This window comes from Ignavibacteriales bacterium (genome assembly GCA_015709675.1).
Lineage (GTDB): Bacteria > Bacteroidota > Ignavibacteria > Ignavibacteriales > Ignavibacteriaceae > H2-BAC3.
In genome coordinates this window covers 1,365,612-1,383,518 of record CP054182.1, presented here as the reverse complement: position 1 = coordinate 1,383,518, position 17,907 = coordinate 1,365,612, and the positions used below count along the sequence as shown (strand labels likewise).

The 17,907-nt window shown below is 44.0% G+C and carries 11 protein-coding genes and 1 tRNA gene; 4 read left to right on the top strand and 8 right to left on the bottom strand.

Translation table 11 applies throughout. From position 1 onward, the window contains the following. Positions 1-111: 111 nt before the first annotated feature. A complete protein-coding gene (locus tag HRU80_05165; GenBank protein ID QOJ28297.1) occupies positions 112-2,949 on the bottom strand; it encodes a PAS domain S-box protein in 2,838 nt (945 codons plus the stop codon). A gap of 306 nt (positions 2,950-3,255) precedes the next feature. On the opposite strand from HRU80_05165, the gene HRU80_05160 reads away from it, so the two are divergent. Next, on the top strand, positions 3,256-3,987 hold the full coding sequence (locus HRU80_05160; GenBank protein QOJ28296.1) for a class I SAM-dependent methyltransferase: 732 nt from the start codon (positions 3,256-3,258) through the stop codon (positions 3,985-3,987). Positions 3,988-4,039: 52 nt separating this feature from the next. Here the strand turns inward: HRU80_05160 and HRU80_05155 are convergent, their stop codons facing one another. Beyond that, complete coding sequence (locus HRU80_05155) at positions 4,040-4,285, bottom strand: TIGR03643 family protein (GenBank protein QOJ28295.1); 246 nt, start codon at positions 4,283-4,285, stop codon at positions 4,040-4,042. Positions 4,286-4,561: 276 nt separating this feature from the next. Continuing rightward, the gene (locus HRU80_05150; protein ID QOJ28294.1) at positions 4,562-7,717 is read right to left on the bottom strand and encodes a PAS domain S-box protein; all 3,156 of its coding nucleotides are present in this window, start codon (positions 7,715-7,717) and stop codon (positions 4,562-4,564) included. Between the two features lie 525 nt (positions 7,718-8,242). Between HRU80_05150 and HRU80_05145 the strand changes: the two genes are divergently transcribed. Then, complete coding sequence (locus HRU80_05145) at positions 8,243-12,370, top strand: response regulator (GenBank protein ID QOJ28293.1); 4,128 nt, start codon at positions 8,243-8,245, stop codon at positions 12,368-12,370. A gap of 121 nt (positions 12,371-12,491) precedes the next feature. Here the strand turns inward: HRU80_05145 and HRU80_05140 are convergent, their stop codons facing one another. From HRU80_05140 to HRU80_05120, 5 genes are all read right to left on the bottom strand, one after another. Next, the gene (locus HRU80_05140; protein ID QOJ28292.1) at positions 12,492-13,553 is read right to left on the bottom strand and encodes an NAD(P)-dependent alcohol dehydrogenase; all 1,062 of its coding nucleotides are present in this window, start codon (positions 13,551-13,553) and stop codon (positions 12,492-12,494) included. A gap of 282 nt (positions 13,554-13,835) precedes the next feature. Further along, positions 13,836-15,197, bottom strand: coding sequence for a cell envelope integrity protein CreD (gene creD, locus HRU80_05135; GenBank protein QOJ28291.1), 1,362 nt, complete (start codon positions 15,195-15,197; stop codon positions 13,836-13,838). A gap of 135 nt (positions 15,198-15,332) precedes the next feature. Further along, complete coding sequence (locus HRU80_05130; protein ID QOJ28290.1) at positions 15,333-15,899, bottom strand: hypothetical protein; 567 nt, start codon at positions 15,897-15,899, stop codon at positions 15,333-15,335. Positions 15,900-15,991: 92 nt separating this feature from the next. After that, the gene (locus tag HRU80_05125) at positions 15,992-16,294 is read right to left on the bottom strand and encodes a transcriptional regulator (protein QOJ28289.1); all 303 of its coding nucleotides are present in this window, start codon (positions 16,292-16,294) and stop codon (positions 15,992-15,994) included. After that, positions 16,291-16,902, bottom strand: coding sequence for a hypothetical protein (locus HRU80_05120; protein QOJ28288.1), 612 nt, complete (start codon positions 16,900-16,902; stop codon positions 16,291-16,293). Before HRU80_05120 ends, HRU80_05125 begins: the two co-directional genes overlap by 4 nt. Positions 16,903-17,138: 236 nt before the next feature. Between HRU80_05120 and HRU80_05115 the strand changes: the two genes are divergently transcribed. Next, positions 17,139-17,213: transfer RNA gene (locus HRU80_05115), tRNA-Asn, on the top strand. A gap of 259 nt (positions 17,214-17,472) precedes the next feature. Then, positions 17,473-17,730 carry a GIY-YIG nuclease family protein gene (locus tag HRU80_05110; GenBank protein QOJ30459.1) on the top strand — a complete coding sequence of 86 codons (258 nt, stop codon included), beginning with the start codon at positions 17,473-17,475 and terminating at the stop codon, positions 17,728-17,730. The last annotated feature ends 177 nt before the right edge of the window (positions 17,731-17,907 follow it).

Genomic DNA, 17,907 nt, shown 5'->3' with positions numbered 1-17,907 from the left:
AACTACTGAACTGTAATCCTGAAAATTACCAATTAATTCATTTACAGCCAATAAGCGCCAGTCACAATGGGGTCAGCCGCTTTATGCACCTTTCTGAGAGCATCTGACCCGTCATTTATTCCGTGCAGGCAAAGTAACAGTAAAAACCGATCCATGCCCCACGGTACTGGCAACGTGTATGGTACCTCCGTGCATATCCACGGCATTCTTCACAATGGGGAGTCCCAGTCCGGTGCCTTCAATGCCTGCGGTATTCTCCCCTCTGAAAAACCGTTCAAAGAGGTGAGGAATATCCTGCTCAGATATACCGATTCCCTGGTCAGCAACTGAGATCTCAATGGAACGGTCATCCGCCTTAAGTGAGAACTTTACCGTTCCTCCGTCCGGGGAATATTTAAACGCGTTGCTGAGAAGATTGCGGATAATCTGCCCGAAAAGTTTTTCATCAACCAGATATTCCTGCCTGAGACAGGATATCTCCTGCTGAAGCGAAATGGTCTCCAGTTTATTATGCTCAAACTCTTCAATCAGATCATTGCAGTATTCCGCTATATTCAGCGGGAACGGATCAAAATGAACATTACCGCTCTCCACTCTTTCTATCAGAAGCACATCATTCAGCATACCTTTCAGATGCGTCACCAGACGCTGCATTTTTTTCAGGTGATACTTCTTCTTTTCAGCCGGCCAGTTTTCACCATAATGTTCAAGCAGTTCTGAGGAGGAATATATTGATGTCAGCGGCGTACGGAATTCATGCGACGTGGTTGCGATAAACCGTGATTTAAGCTGGCTGAGGGCTTTTTCCTTTTCGAGATTTTCCTGCATGGCCTGGCGGATTCTTTTTGACTCGGTAATATCCCGTATATATGCGGTAAAGAGAGGATCTTCCCTGGTTCCGATAGCAGTTATCGCAAGTTCGGCAGGGAATTCTGAGCCGTCAGAACGCATTGCGGTCATCTCTATTCGTTTATTAAGGACGTGTGCTTCTCCGGTGCTCATATATCGTTCCATTCCCTTCTGGTGTGCTTCACGATACTCAGCCGGCACGATAAACTGCGAAAGTTCCCTGCCGGTCACCTCCTGCTGTGTATAGCCGAATATCCGTTCAGCGGCCGGATTGAAGTCCACGATGTCCCCCTTTTTATCAACCGTTATAATTGCATCGAGCGCCATCTGAAACATCCCCTCCCTGCGTGCCTGGCTGAGCAGCAGCTCCTGTTCCACTTTTTCTTTGGACTCAATAAGTTCGGTAACAATCCTCTTGCGTTCAGTAATATTCTTATATATCGCAATAATGCCAACCTGCCTGCCCTCAAGCACCACCGGCGCCGCCGAGAGTTCAACATCAATAAGACTGCCGTCTTTTTTCATCCTGATTGTATCAGCATTAATGGAGTTTCCGCTTGTTGCCTGCATGGTATATTCTTCCGCCTGATCCCGCAAATGAGCAGGAACTATTACGGAGTTTATCTGCCTTCCTTCAATTTCTTCAGAGGTATATCCGAAGAACTCACGGAATCTTTCATTTACCCGCAGAATTTTATCATCGTAGTCAAGAATAGCTGTCGGCTCGGGCGACCGTTCAATTATCTGATCAAGAAAGGCCCGTTCTTTTCTGAGTGCTTCTTCAGAGATTTTCTTCTCCGTGATGTCACTTATCATACCCAGAACAGAGATTACCTTCCCCTTTTCATTGTGAATCTGCCCCGCTGATACGGATACATAAATATTGCTTCCATCCTTGCGGAGAAGTTTTATTTCTATTTTTTCAGACAGAGTATTATTTTTAACCGGAAAATACTTTTCCGCCTCACTCTTTATTTCATTATCAAGGAACTGACTGAGAGGAGCACCAGTCATTTCAGCAACGGTATATCCAAGCATGACGGCAAGCCGTTCATTTACATATGATAGTATGCCTTCGGGATTAATTGTGCAGATACCCTCCTGCGCGGTTTCTACAATATTGCGGTATTTTACTTCGCTTTCTCTCAGCTCATCTTCCGCCTTTTTCTTCTGCTGAATTGCCTGATATGCAAGTATAAGCTGAGAACAGGTGGCAGTAAATGGTTTAAGAAATTCGATAATCTCATTGTTATATCCCCCTGGCCTGTTGGCGATTCCATACATTCCGATCATCAAATCATCGCGGAACATCGGCACTCCGAGAAAAGCATTAAGCGCAGGATGACCATGCGGAAGACCGCCCCTCCTCGGATCTTGGTAAGGGTTATTTGCAATAACAATATCCCCGGTCACCATAACCGACCCAAACAGCGTATTCAGATTGTGGAATTCCATCCCCTGAGCCGCATGCTGATCATAAAAATCACGCGTTTCCTGATTCCAGGCAATATTAGTTATCGAATGAGATTTCAGATAGGGGCTGCCGTCTGCTTTATAAAAAACCTCGCCGATAAAGCCATATTCACTTTCCGTGACCTTCAGCAAGCCGTTCAGCAGCAGATCAAATCCTGCTTTTCCCCTGTCTTTAATCACAAACTCTTTCTGGGCATTGGTAAGAAGTTCCAGCAGCTGATTCGACCGGTTTAGTTCAGCTTTTAGGGATACATCACGCGGAACTTCTCTTCCATAAACTAAAACCGCTTTTTCAGAGTCAGTAATCACCCCGCTGATTCTGTACGCTGATTTGCCCGCCTCAATAATCTGCTCATAGTCCCGGTTTTCCATTACTGCGGTAAAGATTTTTTTCCCAAATGCAGGATTAGAAAACTGGCTTTGCTCCTCTGCAAGAACCTGATTCCCCGCGGGATTGGAGAAGAGCAGCTCCCCCTGACTGTTGAATGAGAATATCAGATCAGGAGTCAACTCAGAAATAGCGGAAAAATATACTTCACCCGCAGGAGAACTATCACTTGCCGCTGTTTCTGCATATATATGGTTTTGCCCTGCCGCAGACTTTTTTTCAGACTGCCTTTTACCCATGAAACCGCCTGGTTATGTTTTTATTACTGATTTATTTTAAGTGAATTAGCTGATCTGACCGGTAGACTGACGAATCCTCCCGGTATGTGGAAAATTCGATTGTCACAATGAAATTCTAAACTAAAAATATGCCTCTGAGTTTACTTTAACAATAAAAATCAAGACCGCCGCCCTGATTATTTATCGTTCACCGAGCCTTTTCGCCTGTAAAATGAAGAATTTGTAATTTCACCGATCAGTTGCGCTTATCACTACTTTTACTGATCTTGATGGTTTAAATCATAAATTTATTGTACTGACTATTGCATGAATGATTTCCGTGCTGAACTCTATAAAACCTATGTAAGCGTCTTTAAATCGAAAATCGCTTCTTACAGCGATGAGGATGTTAAAAAACAGTGGGAATGGGCCGATTATAAATATCTGCAATTGCTTCAGAAATATCCGAAAGACGCTAAAATTCTTGAAATCGGCTGCGGCCCCGGTTTTTTCCTGGAATACCTGAAAAACAGGGGATACGATAATGCCCTGGGGATTGACTTTTCAGAAGAGCAGATTGCATTTGCTGACAAAAGAGGGGTAAAAGCCATCGCGGGGGATGCTCTGCAGTTTCTTAAATCCTGCAGCAATGATTATGACATTATCCTCGCTTTTGATTTCATTGAGCATTTCTCAAAAGATGAACTCATTATACTGAGCAGGGATATTTATAACGCGCTTGCCCCGGGGGGAATGCTGCTCTTACACACTCCAAATGCACAGGGGCTGTTTCCCAACCGGATCATCCATGGCGATCTGACACATTTGACCATTTTTAATCCAAATTCAATTGTTCAGTTATTTGGTTCGGCTGGATTCACCGGGATTGAGGTCTTTGAAACCGGTCCGGTGCCTAAAGATATAAAGGGAAGATTAAGACTTGCTGCATGGCGTCTCTTAAAAGTATTCCTCAACCTCCTGAAAACTATCGAAAGCGGAGGGGGAATATCCATCTGGACCCAGGATATGATAGGGGTATGTTATAAGGGAAAGCCATAGCGGGAGATGGTTAAAAGAAGGCGGTTCCTGAGACCCGGTTAACAGTCAGAATTTATTTCTGATTACTGCTTTTAAACCGGTTAACCGATTTGGGACGAAGTTCAAGATGTTTGGTCTTCCTGCCGCTGACCCTCTTCCGCCACATCATGAAACTTGATCTTTTCATTTCAGTTCGCATTATCCTGCGGACATCATTTTCTTTTAAACCAAACTGATGTTCAATCGCCTCAAACGGAGTGCGGTCCTCCCAGGCCATTTCTATAATGCGGTTAATATCTTTCTGTGATAACATATTCATATCCGGAAAACACAGCTGAAAGGAGATGAGTTCCGCAATATATTTTAAAAGTATAACTGACGCGTGCGCTTAAATTATGACTGATATCCTCTGTCTCTCTATCCAGTTCAACAGAAAAACTCCCTTCACAGATACGCAACTCTTACCCTCCACAGTTGAATAAGAATTACGAGTACAAATCATAATGATCACTCACAATTTCTTCCGCGGCAGCCGCATGAATCCTAAGCATCGGATTACCACACGGCTGCAGGCCCGATATCACAAGGGAAAAGACTACTTCCCCTTTTTCGGAGGTATTGCTGTTTCAATCAGATGCATCAGTTCGGCACGGGTGAACGGCTTTGACATATAGTAACTGAATCCTCTTGACAAAAATTCATCCCTGTCATGATCAGCAGCGAATGCAGTAATAGCAATAATAGGCGTTTCCTTATACTCAGGTCTCTTGCGAAGAAGCTCCATAAGATCAACGCCATCAATACCGTGCCGTAGATTGATATCAAGCAGCAGGCCGTCATACACATGGCTTTTTACCATTTCAAGCGCGGCATCGGCATCAGCGGCAATATCAATTGTATATACAGATTCCAGAATCAGCGAAATCACTTTCTGGGAGAATTCATCATCTTCAACAAGAAGCAGTCTCTTCATGTCTGAAGAAGTTTCTGCTCCTGTCTGCATTCTCTTTGCTTTTTCAGCAGCAGCCCGGTCTTCATCACTCTGCACCTTAAAAAGCGGGAGTGATACCGTGAAGATGGATCCTCCGTTGGGATTATGTTCAAGCTGAATCTCACCTCCGAGAAGTTCAATATATTTATTGGCAAGAGTCAGGCCAAGCCCCATTCCCTCAAAATTCCTGCTCCGCCCCTCACTGGCCTGGCGGAATTCCTCAAAAATCAGTTTATTCTTCTCTGCGGGTATTCCGATTCCGGTATCACAGATTCTCACTCTAAGCACTTCCGGATATACCGTATTATCTGTAAAACAGCTCACCTCAATTTTTCCGGTATCTGTATACTTGACAGCATTGCTCAGGAGGCTTGAAATTACCTCCCTGAACAGGGGCTCATCTGTCTGAATAAAGAGGGTTCCTTCTGGCAGTTTTACATTAAATGCAAGATTTTTTCTGAGTATGGCCGGAGTAAAAAGCTGGCAGGTTTCATTAATTGCCTGTTGAACGTTCATTTTTCCATCTTTCCTGATAAGAGGTTCAATTTCCATTTTTGTAAGTGCGAGGAGACTGTTAAGAGTCTCAATCATTCTTGTTGAGGAGGTAATAATGCCCCGGATAAGTTCAAGTTCTTTTGGAGATGCAACCATCTGTTCAAGCAGCTCCGCGAATCCGAGGATTCCTACAAACGGAGTTCTGAGCTCATGGTTCATATTATTGAAGAAATATGATTTCACCCTGTTCATTTCTTCTGCTTTTTGCTTTGACGCAATCAGATCCGTAATCAGTTTTTTGCGGTCGGTTATATCCCGGTACAAACCCACTTTTCCCGTTTGTTTCCCGTCAACAATAACAGGAGCAACTGAGACAATTACGTCTATTAGCGTTCCGTCTTTTCTTTTGCGGATCGTTTCAACCGATACGACCTTTGATGAATCTGATTTCTGTGTAATGCTCTGCCCTTCCGGTGTTTTCGAGGCAGGCACTACCAGATTATTAATTTTTCTTCCGCGGCACTCTTCCTCGGTATATCCGAACAGATACGTAAACTGGCGGTTAATCTTGATGATGGATTCGTCCGGGTCGGTAATAACCATTGCCTCCGGTGCGCTTTCAATCAGCCGGTCTGCAAATGCCCTTTCTCTTAGGAGTTCCTGTTTTACCAGAATTTCCTCAGTGACATCTGACGTATATATACGAACCGTTCCGAATTCAGGGATATAATTGCAGGAAACGGTAAAATACCACTCCCCGATTTTTTTTACCTGACTCTGCCGGTAATTTGCTTCCTTTTCTGGTGAATCGAAGAGGGTTTTCCAGTTATCGGGAAAAAACACGCTCAGATGTTTCGATCCGGTTTTAACCAGAGCCATATATGCGGCATCATTGGCATACAGCACGGTCCCGAGACTGTCAATTTCCATAACCGGGTTAGGACTCAGCTCCGGAAATGAAGAAAGCCGCTTAATTCTTTTTTCTGTCTCTTTCCTGTCTGAAATATCACGCAGATAGGCGGTAAATAGAGGCCCGTCCCCGGCAGTAACCACTGATATTGCCAGCTCAACCTGAATTTCAGTACCATCCGCCCGCATTGCCGGCATCTCTATTCGCTTATTCAGCACTGAACCCTGACCCGTTCTGAGAAAACGGTCCATACCCTTTTTATGTGCTTCACGATACGCTTCCGGTACAATGAGATCTGAAAGACTCTGTCCAATCACATCCTCTGCCGTATAGCCAAACGTCCGCTCGGCAGCCGTATTAAAGTCAATTACTCTGCTGTCTTTGTCAATAGTGATAATGCAGTCAAGTGCTGAATCAAGAATTCCCGATTTTCTTGCTTCACTTACTCTGAGTTTGTCCTCAGCGTAAACCCTTCCTATAAATAATCCCAACGGACCGCTGATTTTCTCGAAAAACTCAGAAAGTTCCTCGGCATCGGGCATGCTGAAACGTGAAAGAAACTCCATCACACCGGCAAGTCCCATTTCAGTATATACCGGAAAAGCGTACGCTGAAACTAAATCCGGCTTCTTAAGATACTCACACCAGTGGAACTGCATGATATCAACAGGGGCCATCTTAAATGGCCGGCCTTGCTGCCATGCTTTACCCGCCAGACCTTCTCCGGGGAAGAGTGGTCTTTTTTGAAAATTACTCTGAAACAGATTAGAAACAACCGCAGGATTAAAATAATTCTCGGAATTGGTCAGTGCATTCCCATTATCACTCATGCACCAGAATGTTCCATAATCCCAGTTGAAGAAACGGGCGATTTCTGAGATCAGCCCTGACCGCAGCTGATCTATTGATGAACATTCAGCTATTATTTTATTTACACGGTTTACAAAATCTTCCTTGGTACCACATTTGCTTTCATTCTTCCGCAGTACTTTTGCCGGGAGTTTACTCCCATTATCTGGTACATCCTTTCCTTCAGCAAGGCAGACCGTTACTCCTGTTACGATACGTCCGGATGAATCAAACTGAGGGTAAAAATCTGCCTGAGCGCTTTGGCCGCTGATTACCGATTCAATTCCGCAGGATGTGACCGGTTTGCGCCCGGAAAGAACAGATTGAAAAGGAAACTCTGAACCCGGCCCGGCAGCGGGCTGCAAACCAAGTTCCGCAAGGGTTTTATCCATTGCTGACTCCTTACTTATCCCAAGCCAGGCAGCCGCAGAACGGTTAAGATATACAACTTCACCCACTGCGGAGCAATATATCACCCCGGTAGGAAGGGAATCGAACAGGGACACAAACTGGTTTTCAGTCAACCGCATGAACACAAAGCGTTTTTAGTGAAAGAATCGTAGCTCTCTATGAAGCACTTTTTCTCTATGCAGTCAGATTTATGAACAGACTAGTAACAAACAACAAATGAAAGAACTGCATATCAATTTTCAACATCTTTATGAAATATACTACATCGCCAAATTCAAACAATACTGAATATACTGTTATTTATAAATATTTTTTTGCGTAAAACCAATCTCTGCGGTAAACAAATAATCAGGGCGGTAAGCTCAGGCGGATTAAAATCATCAAGGAGAATCAGCTAAACGAGCATAATCATTTTTTACCGTATTTATTTATCGCCTGCCATAATAATTTTCAGACTGGCCGAAAATCTATTCTGTCAGGTACTTTGTTACCCTAAATTTCACCGTTCAACTTAAAATACTGTTCAAAGACAATGCCGTCTGCATCCCTGCACTTGTAATCCCCGTACTTTAACGCAGCGGTCTTTCAGTAAACCAATGAAATAGACTTCTATACTCACGATGAAAAGCAGTGTCAGAAATAAAATAATCTTTTTTGCACTTATTCCTCTTAATCTGGTGTTTTTCACCACTATGTTCATTCACTATCTCGGACACCGGGATGAGCTGAAGAATACACTGCAGAGTTTTATTGCCTATGAATCTGATAAACTTACAGGATATGTTGAACTTCAGATTCATTCAGCCGAACTGCTTGCTTCAACCGGTGCAGAGTTTGTAAATGCCTCAGATTATATATCAGAAGATGAAGCGGGCCTGTTTCTCCGTTCATTTTTTCGCAATCAGCCCTATCTGGCCAGCTGCCGTATTGCTTTGGAGCCTGCCGCCGCCGGAGGTAAAAAATTCCTGGTTTCCGCCGCAAGAAAAGATACCATCATACTCGCCGGAAATATTTCCGGTTTAATTGACCATACCAGACCGGAGGAGTCATGGTATAACAAGGCAAAAGAAGATCTGATTCCGCATTGGGAAGATCCCTTTTTTGACCGCGAAACCGGCCTTTTTACTGTAAGGTATTCCGCTCCCATTATTAAAAACGGAACGTTTTACGGTGTGGTTTCCGTTTTACTCGATTTAAGCAAAATTTCTTTTGAAACCAACAATCAGGATTTCAGTTCGTTCTCCTGGTTTATCCTGAGCGGTGAGGGGAAATATATATATAAGTCCGGCACACTGAATCCCTTTCTGAATTTTGCTGAAGACTCGACTGTTCACCTTTCACATGCTGACCGGATACTGCTCAGCTCTGCAATGACTTCCGGAATCACCGGAAATGCCTCCCTGGCTAAACGGGACGGTGAAGGGGAACTCTGGGTTTTTTATAAACCGCTGAACTCAGACATGTGGAGCATTTGTGTCTCGGTAGAAGATAGAGATGCTCTGAGAAAGGCTAATGCAGAGCTTGCCTCAAATTTTCAGAGCGGAGTAATTCTTCTGCTTGGAGCTATTCTGCTCGGCTCTTTGGCTGCCGCGGTTATCACACGCCCGATCAAAAGACTTACCGGCGATATAAATAACATTATTTCATCCGGCACTCCGGGACTTGTAAGCGTCACATCAAAAGATGAGACCGGAACACTTGCTGCAGCATTCAATCAGATGTCAGAAAGGCTTATCCGCAAAACGGAGAAACTTAAAGAACTGAATCTGCGGTTTGATCATGCCATTCATGCCTCCAATGACGGAATTTTTGACTGGAACATCCGGACAGGTTCCCTTTACTTCAGTGAGAGGATGTTTGAAATTTCCGGCTATAAGCAGGGAGAGTTTCAGCCTGATGTTCACTCTCTTGAACGTCTCTTCCCTTCTTCCGCCACCGGGTTCAGCATCATGGATATATATGCCGGACTGCTCATCTCCTCCCGCTTCAGCAACCGTATAGAACTTCGCAAAAAAGACGGTTCTCTGCTCTGGACTGAAATTCATGCCATTGCAGCCGAATTTGATAATAATAAGAAACCGCTCCGTATAATCGGAACGATCACTGATATCTCTGAGATTGTTGACGCAAGCGATAACATCAGAAGTTTCTGGGAGTCTTCTCCCGATCCTCTGCTTGCCGTTAATTTAAAAGGGGATATCAGCGCACTCAACACAAAGGCAGCCCGGCTCTTCGGCTATTATGAAAGTGAACTGCAGAACCGAAACCTGTCCAGGGTTTTTTCTGATGACATTCATGAATTTCTTTCCGGTCATAAAAAGAAATTTGAAGAAAAGCAGTTTGAAGATCTCCCCGCGACAATTGTATATGCCATTAAAAAGGATGGCACCCGTTTCCCGGTGGAAATTTCTGCCGCGTATTTCCGTATCAATAAAACCGTTACCGCTGTGCTTTCACTGCGAGATATATCCGAACGGCTCAAACAGCAGGAACTTGCGGCCGCTAAAGAGGCAGCTGAAAAGGCTGCCGCCGTTAAAAGCCAGTTCATGGCAACCATGTCTCATGAAATAAGAACACCAATGAACGGCATAATAGGCCTCACTAATCTCCTTTCAAAAACCGGATTGAATGAGAAGCAGTCGGGTTATCTTAAAAAAATTGACCGCTCCGCGCATGCTCTGCTCGGAATTATTAATGATATCCTTGACTTTTCAAAAATTGAAGCCGGTAAACTAAACATTGAATATATTGATTTCGACATCGAACATGTTCTTGATACAGTTACGAATTTCATTTCATCAAAAGCACATGAAAAGGGGCTGGAGTATGCCATCCGGCTTGAGCAGGATGTTCCCTTTAATCTGATCGGCGACCCGCTACGTTTGGCTCAGGTTCTTACGAATTACTGCAGCAACGCATTAAAATTTACTTCTGAAGGAGAAATCCTGATGACGGTAAGTGTTATCAGACAAAATGATACAGAGGCTGAATTGCTCTTCTCTGTTAAGGATACCGGAATCGGTATGAATGAAACACAGATGGAAAGTCTTTTTCACGCATTTGAACAGGCTGATGCTTCCACAACCAGAAAGTATGGCGGTACCGGTCTCGGACTTGCCATCTGCCGCAGAATAGCTGATATGATGAATGGCAAAACATGGGCTGAAAGTACAGAGGGAAAAGGAAGCACATTTTATTTCTCCGGTGTCTTCGGGAAACAAATTTCTCAAAAGTCAAAAGAACTTCCGGAAATTCCTGATTTACAAAATCTTCCCGTCCTGGTTGTTGATGATAATGACACAAGCAGAATGATTCTGACAGAGATTCTCGAATCCTTTTCATTTAGGGTAACCACCGTAAATTCAGGAGTTGAGGCAATCAATCTGCTGAAAGAATTTCCGGAGCAATTTAAACTTATCCTCCTTGACTGGCGCATGCCCGGGCTTGACGGCATAGAAACAATGTCTGTTATGAAGGATACGTTCGGTACAGCGCTTCCCCCGGTTATCATGCTTTCTGCTTTTGCTAATGAGGAAATTATTGCAGCAGCCGGAGAATCCGGTATACATGCCTACCTCGCAAAGCCGGTAAGCCAATCACTTTTATTTAACTCAATTCTGGACGTTTTACATAAAAAAGTAAAACGGAAAAAGGCTGATTCTAAATCTAACCCGCTCAGCGAGGATCTTTCATCCATCCGCGGTGCGCATATTCTGCTTACCGAGGATAATGAAATAAACCAGCACATCATAGTTGAAATGCTCACTCAGCAGGGAATAAAAGTCGACGTTGCCGGGAACGGTAAAATAGCTCTTGATATGGTCAGGGATTCAGGCTTCCCATCTAAGTATCATCTTATTTTTATGGATCTGCAGATGCCGGTAATGGATGGATATACATCGGCTGAGGAAATACGCAAACTCATCGGTCTTGGGAAAATCCCCATCATTGCCATGACTGCTGATGTAATGCAGGGTGTCCGGGAGCGCTGTCTTGCTATTGGAATGAACGGCTTTATTACAAAACCGGTTAATCCTGATGAGGTCTTTAAAACGCTCCGCAAGTGGATTTCCCCCGAAAGCATTACTAGGGAAAGCTATATCCCTGAAATTCCAAAAGCAGCTCCTGAAATTAACACAGATGCAATTCCCGCTTTTTCATTTATTGATATGCATGACTCGCTCCGGAGACTGAGAGGCAATCATGCATTACTGATAACACTTCTTGAAAAATTCCATGAGGGTAATAAAGATCTCTGCGGAAGAATTGAACTGGCGTATCAAAGCGGAGAAACTGAACTTGCTGTCCGGCTTGCCCATACGCTGAAAGGAGTAGCGGCAAATCTTGGTATGGAAACACTTCGTGAAAAAGCCGCTTCTCTTGAAATGGTTCTGAAAGAAACTAACAATGAAGAATTTTCTGCTGCTCTGCATGATCTTGAGCAAACTTTAGCACCCATCATCAATGAACTGGAAAACTGGTTTTCTTCAAAGAAAGATCACCATAAACCGGGCGATGGGCAGCTTGATAAAGAGCAGTTCCGGGAAAAGCTTGATGAAGTTATGAGCCTGCTTCAGTATGCCGATATCAGTGCCGCCAAAAGATTCACTGAACTTGAGTCACTCCCCGGCGCTCATATATATTCCGGTGCCTTCTCTGAAGTAAAAAGCCATCTCGGCAATTATGATTTCGAATCTGCGATAGCGGCGCTTCAGCCGGTCAAAGAAGGAATCATAAATAATCAGTAACATGAAAAATCCTTCTGCCCTGTTTGGGTAAAAGAGTATTGATTCCCTGAGAAAAAAAATCAGCCAGCAAGTATTCAGCATGGAGACAGATGCCAATCCGTCTCCATAACTTATCAGATTCCTAAGCCTTACTTTCTTCCTTAACTGAAGCCATATCAATCACAAAGCGGTATTTAACATCGCTCTTAATCATCCGCTCGTATGCCTGATTAATATCCTGCATCCTGATTACTTCAATGTCGGATGTAATACCGTGCTTTCCGCAGAAATCAAGCATCTCCTGTGTTTCAGGTATTCCCCCGATGAGGGAACCAACAACTGCCCTGCGGCGGGAAACTAACGGTCCGGTGTTAAGCATTTCCAGTTTGCCGAGAAAGCCGACAAGCACCAGGCTGCCATTAACATTCAGTGTTGGTATATATGGGTTCAGATCATGATGATTTGGAATGGTATCTATGATAAGATCATAAGCGAGTTTTACTGATGTCATTTGTTTCTCATCCGTGGAGTATATAACTTTATCCGCTCCCAGCCGGAATGCATCTTCTTCCTTCCCTTTACTTCTTGTAAAAAGGGTAACTTCTGCTCCAAGTGCTTTTGCTAATTTAAGAGCCATGTGTCCAAGTCCGCCAAGCCCTGCCACAGCAACTTTACTCCCCTTCCCTATCTTCCAGTGCTTCAGCGGTGACCAGGTGGTAATGCCCGCGCAAAGAAGCGGAGCAGCACCCTTAAGATCAAGCCCTTCCGGCATCTTGAGAACGAATTTTTCAGTAACGGTTATCATATCGGAATAGCCGCCAAAGGTTTTCAGCATATCTTTTGGGTCAATACTGTTATAGGTATAGGTTGCCCCTTTTTCGCAGTACTGCTCCTCCCCGTGAGAACAGGAAGAACATTTTCCGCAGGAGTCCACCATACAGCCGACACCCACGAAGTCACCAGTTTTGAATCGGGTTACCGCGCTTCCGGTCTCCGTTACTTTTCCCACGATTTCATGCCCGGGAACAACGGGATAGCGTGTCCCGCCCCAGTCATTCCTGGCAGTGTGCAGATCTGAATGACACACTCCGCAGTAGAGTATCTCAATCACCACATCATCAGGGCGCGGATCTCTCCGTTCAAAATGATAAGGACCAAGATCCTCTGTTGGAGAAGGGGCTGCATATCCATAAACTTTTTTCATGATACTAATTCCTTTAATACAAGATTTTCTTACTTATACATCTGAAAACAAAACAAAGAACAAATTCATTCCTCAAAATAAGCACTATCGAAGTATTCTGCGAAAATCTGTTTGATCTGCGGGAAACTTTGTTATTTGCCCCTATTTTCTTTATCTGCTAAATTCTGCGTAATCTGCGGGAAACTCTTCCTTTGGCTGAATAAAAAAACCCGGCAAGCTGTTCTTTAGAAAACATACTCACCGGGTTATGGCGGATTTGAATTACTGCTTAGCTGTCAGCAGTTATTTTTCAGATACAGTATTTTTTCCCGCTCCCAGATTATACCAATTCACATTCCTGGTGATGTACATCGTAAACCCGAGTATGGCAGTCAGACCGATGCTTCCGATGAGCAAAGCATAGTCCTGAAGCTGCAAAGTAATATATACGAAGGTGTATGTAAGCGCCAGCACCAGAACAAGTATTCCCGTCTGTTTGGGATTCTTTAATATTGCCTTGGCATACAGACCAATCATCCCGATTATCGCAATACTCGCTATACTATATGCTGTGGTAAAGTTCGTATGCTCTGAAATCGAAATCAGCAGGGTATAGTAAAGCACCAAGGCAAGGCCTATGATTAGATACTGAAACGGATGCACTCTTTTGCTGCTGAAAATTTCTGTCAGGAAGAATGTCAGAAACGTAAGCACAATGGCCAGCAATGCATATTTAGCTGAGCGTGTGGTCATAAGATAATCATCAACCGGCAGAAGCAATTCAACACCGAATATACTTTTCTGCACACCGGGGCTGTTGGCCTCACCTATCCAGTACTGCGGATAGTTTCTGTTAAGTTCAAGTATCTTATACGAGGCGGTGAATCCGTTATCGCGAATTTCTCTGTCATCCGGCAGGAATGCACCAGAGAAACTTGGATCACCCCAGGAGGAACTGAGCTCAACATGAGTCTCTTTACCAAGAGGCGCGAAGCCAAGATGACTGCTCCCCTGCAGCACAAGGTCGAATGAAAAGGAAAGTTCATTCAGGTTCTGCACACCCGTAAAAATATTTTTAACAGTAATACCAGAGGCAACCAGTCCGGGTATCTGAGTCCCGGGGTCTGCCTGAAATTTATTATCATTCAGCATCATTGTAACCCGCTCTTTAATTCCGCGCAGGTCTGATATATGCACTGTTATAAATGCTTCGTTCCAAAGGATTTTGTCACCGCCCTGTTCTTCTGCATATCGCCCTGCTCCTTCAAAACTGCCGGAAACTGCAATCGTTGAATTGTACACTACTACTTCATAAATACCACGGCGGAGTGTTTCAGGTGTGATGTTTCCCTTTACCCGCAGCATGGAAGGCAGGATGTGCATCTCTTCCCTGAGGACTTTTACCTTGCCATCTTCAGTATAACTCCTGTTGTACGGGAGTGTGAGGATCGGACCATATATATCCTGACTTCCCGACCATTTGTCGCTCACTTCTTTTACTGCTGACTGCCGCAGCCCCTGCCGTTCAGAAATGAGTGAGTGGACGAACTGCATGGGAATCATGAGCATAAGCATGAGAATAAATACCGAGATCAGTTTGAGTGAAACCGACCCTCTTATAAAATTTGTTATTGTTTCTACAACTGATTTTTCTTCTTTTTCCATAGGAGTAATTTCCTTCTTTTTTATAAAGCTGATACTGACCGTAGTCCTTTTTTACCGGTCTTTTGTCTTAATTAAAGCGGATAGCTGTTTTACCATACGCTGAAGATTCATATTCATGATCTCAAAAGAATAGTGTTAAGGATTAGTCAGGATTTTCTTTTCTGACAGATTGAATAAATATCCGGGCAGAGCAAAAGTAAACACAAACACTGTGTGAATGGCCATATATACAGCAAGCCGGCTGAATTCTGCCTGACTTTCGTCCACTAACATTCCCGCCAGTGCAATTATGGCAAGAAATGCAAATCCCGCGGCAAGCAGATACATCGCTCTTGAAAGTTTCTTTGCTTCAAAACGGCAGATCCCTAAGGTGACGAGCGCACCAATGAGCATCGCGGAATATATAAGGTTCTCCGGATTGTCTTCCGAGCCCATAATTCCCACTGCTCCATTCGAAACGGTTATAAATAAGGAGCCGGTGAGGGCAATACCTGCAGCCAGCAGATATTCATTTGGTTTTCCTCTGTTGGTGAGAAACGTGAATACAGCAGCAGCAATAATGCTCCCTGCCATCCATATGGTCATCCATCCCACTATATCACCGTTAGAGAGTGCTTCAGCCGGCGGATTAAGTATCATCCACAGGAGAAGCGGAGTGGCAATTGCTGTATAGTATAAATACACGGTTTTCCGGCCGTTCATGTTAGTATATCCTCTTTAATGTATACTGTTTGTTAATTACATCTTTTATAGTTTTTTCACTTTGAAATTCAAAGTGAAAGGGTAAAAAAATATCAGTTCTTTTGTGAAAGAATCAGTTTTTCGAGTGCGGCAAGATGCAGGGAAAATGCAACCCGTCCTTCATCTGTTATATGATACTGTGTGTTAGGGCGTTTATCAATAAATGATTTTCTTACGCCAATAAACTTTTCCTTCTCAAGCGCTTTGATATGACTTGCCAGATTGCCGTCTGTAACATCAAGATACTCTTTCAGCGCGTTAAAATCGAGCGAATCGTTTACCGAAAGCGCCGACATAATACCCAGCCGCACGCGGCTTTCAAATGCCTTATGCAGCCCATCAATCACTGCTTTCATTTTCCGTACCTGGTAAACATATATACGCCATACAGAATGTGCACCCCTCCAAAACCCGCTGCCCAGATAAAAATACTGTACTCAATAAAAAGAATGCTTAACACTCCAAGCAGAATCTGCACCAGCCCCATATATCCTATCTCGGTAAAGGTATATCTTCCTCCGCTGTGCAATGCGAGACCGTAAAAAATAAGCGTTACAGGAATAAGCAGCCCGAGCATTCCCTGACTGATGAATATCAGAAGGAGCAAACCTCCCGTGACCAAAGGCACTGCCATATCAGCCAGCATTTTCCGGGAAACCGGGTTCCAGGCGCTCTCTCCCTTCTTCCTGGCTTTCTGCTTTGAAACAAAAACCGCATTGGTTATTGCCAGCACAAGAACGGCGATTCCAAGAATAATGACATTCCTGAGAGCAGCCGGATCAGTAGTGTAAAAAACCTCAGCCGGTTTGAAATTCAGGTACCAGAAGGCAATATGCGCCCCGGCCAGAGCATAAAGACCGGCCATAATGCCCGCCCAGCCCGAAAGTGATAAAAACTTTGAAGACCGCTCCATCATAGAACGGATTTCAGCTAAATCGCGGAGGTAATCTTGGGTTTCTTTCATTTCAAAAACAAAGTACTTTTTATTTCAAAGTTAATATTTTTATCCGGATCCCGCAAGAAAAAACTTATCCTGAAAATTTTCTCCTCCGCAATCTTGACTGACAGCCAAAAAATCAGTAATATTGTTGTTCTAATTCGACAAATTCCGATCAGGAATTTAAATTCCGCGATAGTTCAATGGTGGATCCCGACTCGTCGGGATGTTAACCGAAGAGATGCAGGAAAAAAGTTTGAAATTCCGCGATAGCTCAATGGTGGAGCATTCGGCTGTTAACCGAAGGGTTGCAAGTTCGAGTCTTGCTCGCGGAGCCAAAAAAACCCCGACTTGTTCGGGGTTTTTTGTTTTAATGAATTCGGCTGTTATCCCGACTTGTCGGGATGCAAGTTTCCCGACTTGTCGGGACGGAGCAATCAGAGCCACAGTATTACTGGGGCTTTTTTTGTTTTTAGGCATTCGGCTGTTACTCCGATCCCGAAAGCATTCGGGACGGAGTGCAAGTTGCCCGACTTGTCGGGACGGAGCAATCAAAGCCTCAGTGTAAACCGGGGCTTTTTTATTTTAATTGCACTCATGAAATGTTTCGTTTACATTCTTCAATCCGAATCCTCTGGCAAGTATTACATCGGGATTTCTGAAAACCCCGACAGGAGGCTGGAATTTCATAACACCCTTGAGAAGGGCTTTACTTCAAGATACCGTCCCTGGAAGATTGTTTACACCAAAGAATTCTCGGATAGAACTTCAGCTCATAAGGTCGAATTGAAGCTCAAATCTTGGAAATCTAAAATTATAATGGAAAGGGTTATTTCAGGAGAAATTATCCTGTGAAAATCAGCGTTCGGCTGTTATCCCGACTTGTCGGGATGCAAGTTTCCCGACTTGTCGGGACGGAGCAAATGTAACCCCGACTAGTTCGGGATTTTTTGTTTTTAAAGCATTCGGCTGTGATCCCGACTCGTCGGGATACAAGTTTCCCAACTTGTCGGGACGGAGACAACGAAATCC

Excerpts from the sequence above, each read along its gene's own strand:
- HRU80_05145 (QOJ28293.1), top strand. The coding sequence starts at position 8,243 with ATGAAAAGCAGTGTCAGAAATAAAATAATCTTTTTTGCACTTATTCCT.
- HRU80_05155 (QOJ28295.1), bottom strand. The coding sequence starts at position 4,285 with ATGAATATGTTATCACAGAAAGATATTAACCGCATTATAGAAATGGCC.
- HRU80_05110 (QOJ30459.1), top strand. The coding sequence starts at position 17,473 with ATGAAATGTTTCGTTTACATTCTTCAATCCGAATCCTCTGGCAAGTAT.
- HRU80_05130 (QOJ28290.1), bottom strand. The coding sequence starts at position 15,899 with ATGAACGGCCGGAAAACCGTGTATTTATACTATACAGCAATTGCCACT.
- creD (QOJ28291.1), bottom strand. The coding sequence starts at position 15,197 with ATGGAAAAAGAAGAAAAATCAGTTGTAGAAACAATAACAAATTTTATA.
- HRU80_05160 (QOJ28296.1), top strand. The coding sequence starts at position 3,256 with ATGAATGATTTCCGTGCTGAACTCTATAAAACCTATGTAAGCGTCTTT.
- HRU80_05125 (QOJ28289.1), bottom strand. The coding sequence starts at position 16,294 with ATGAAAGCAGTGATTGATGGGCTGCATAAGGCATTTGAAAGCCGCGTG.
- HRU80_05165 (QOJ28297.1), bottom strand. The coding sequence starts at position 2,949 with ATGGGTAAAAGGCAGTCTGAAAAAAAGTCTGCGGCAGGGCAAAACCAT.
- HRU80_05140 (QOJ28292.1), bottom strand. The coding sequence starts at position 13,553 with ATGAAAAAAGTTTATGGATATGCAGCCCCTTCTCCAACAGAGGATCTT.
- HRU80_05120 (QOJ28288.1), bottom strand. The coding sequence starts at position 16,902 with ATGAAAGAAACCCAAGATTACCTCCGCGATTTAGCTGAAATCCGTTCT.